Origin of the sequence: Microcoleus sp. Pol1C5, from assembly GCF_036701115.1 — a bacterium.
Taxonomy (GTDB): domain Bacteria; phylum Cyanobacteriota; class Cyanobacteriia; order Cyanobacteriales; family Microcoleaceae; genus Microcoleus.
In genome coordinates this window covers 1-1,668 of record NZ_JAUBQE010000141.1, presented here as the reverse complement: position 1 = coordinate 1,668, position 1,668 = coordinate 1, and the positions used below count along the sequence as shown (strand labels likewise).

The window sequence follows — 1,668 nt, the reverse complement described above, 5'->3', positions numbered from 1 at the left end:
TAGGGTTTGCTGAAAAAGTTATAAAAAGCAGGGGGTGGAAAATGAACAAGAGGCCCGTCTTCCTCACATAATAAGCCCTGCTTTACTTCGATTATTTAATTCATAGCTAAAGTTAATCCTTCTCGATAAAATCATAATATTTGGAAAAAATTGACACAAAAAAATACAGTAAAACTGCCTCAGCAGCTTCACCAGGTTGATCACTAAAAAGGTCAGAGTAATGGAAGTTTCAGAAGTATTAGATAGTTTAGCCATGACTCTATTCAGACTGAATCTTCTTTTGCCCTGTCCAAATTTTCCCTCAATTTCGTTGCGAATGCGCTCATCTTCTTGTGCTTGTTTTTTAGCTTCTCGACTGACTTGGGTAGGCGGTCTTCCTAGCGGGGGACCGCTTAGTCTAATTCCTCTTTCTTTACACCAAGCTCGATTGACTCGGGTGCGATAAATTTTATCGGCGTGAACCGATTCCGGGTAAACTCCCGTATATTCTTTGTAAGCTTCCACTTGGGAAATAAAATCACCACTTTCATTATAGTTTTCCCAGCTAATATTTTCGAGGAATACATATCCTTCTACACAACTAACTGATAACTTGGCTCCGAATTCTGTAGGACTTCCTGACTTGCCTCTGACGATTGGACGGATATGCGGTTGTGTTAAACTGACAATTCGATGTTCGATTCTTTTTTTATTATTTGACCACATCCACTGCTGTTGACGGTAAATTTCCCCAGATACCAACAAATTCCTGTATTGCCTTCTGCTTAGGAGTTTTAGCCTCGCACCTTTTTCGATTAATTGCTCAATATGTCCCAAATTTCGTTTGATATATTGGAGCTGTTTTTTAACGGCATTTCTCCGTTCTTTTCCAGAGGGCTTCCTATTTTTTGCGAATTTTAGATAATATTTTCGGGCGTTTTTTCTGTAAGTTCTGGGTTTTTTCTCCAGGTTGCCCTTCAGGGATTTATATAAGATGTCTATGATGAGTTCGGTGGTTTTCCTCGCTTGATTTAACAGGTCTACATCGGTGGGGTATTTGATATCGGCAGGTGCTACCGTTGCATCGATTAATAGCTTTCCTCTATTTTCTTTTGGTCTTTGAGCTTCTTCTGACTTTTTTGTGCTGGGTTCCTCCGGCTTAAATCCTCGACCTTGTTGGACAATTTTTCGATTGATTTTTTTAAGCAGAGACTGACCGATTCTTTGTCGAAAATGAACCATCATTGAAGCGTCAAAAAGCGCTTCGTTCCGATAACTATTTTCTCCGATAAAATACTGGAAGTAAGGGTTTTCCTTAATTTGTTCTACTGTTTCTCTGTCGCTAATTCCCAATTTTTCTTTGATGATTAACGCTCCCAGTGCCATCCGAAAGGGTTTGGCTGGCGCTCCCATTTCCTCGGAGAAATTCTGGGCATATTCTTCCTCAAATTCTGACCAGGGAATTAGGTTTGCCAGAAGTACCCAACGATTTTCTTCACACAGCTTGCCCTCAAAGGGAAGTTCAAAGGCTTCTTCTGGCTCCCCGGCATTTTGTAACTTTCGATACATTTTTCTTCACAAATGCACGACTATTTCCAATTTTACCTCTTTTTCGTGTCCTCTTTGCCCTTGTAAGACTTCTATCAGCCTTGTACAGTCAGCTTTTCGCTTATTTTCAGCAAGCCCTAA

At 40.3% G+C, this 1,668-nt stretch carries 1 protein-coding gene; it reads right to left on the bottom strand.

Translation table 11 applies throughout. The features are described from left to right. Nucleotides 1-63: 63 nt before the first annotated feature. Entirely contained in the window at nucleotides 64-1,548 is a 1,485-nt protein-coding gene (locus tag QUA23_RS30835; RefSeq protein WP_333110736.1) for an IS5 family transposase, read from the bottom strand. Nucleotides 1,549-1,668 lie beyond the last annotated feature (120 nt).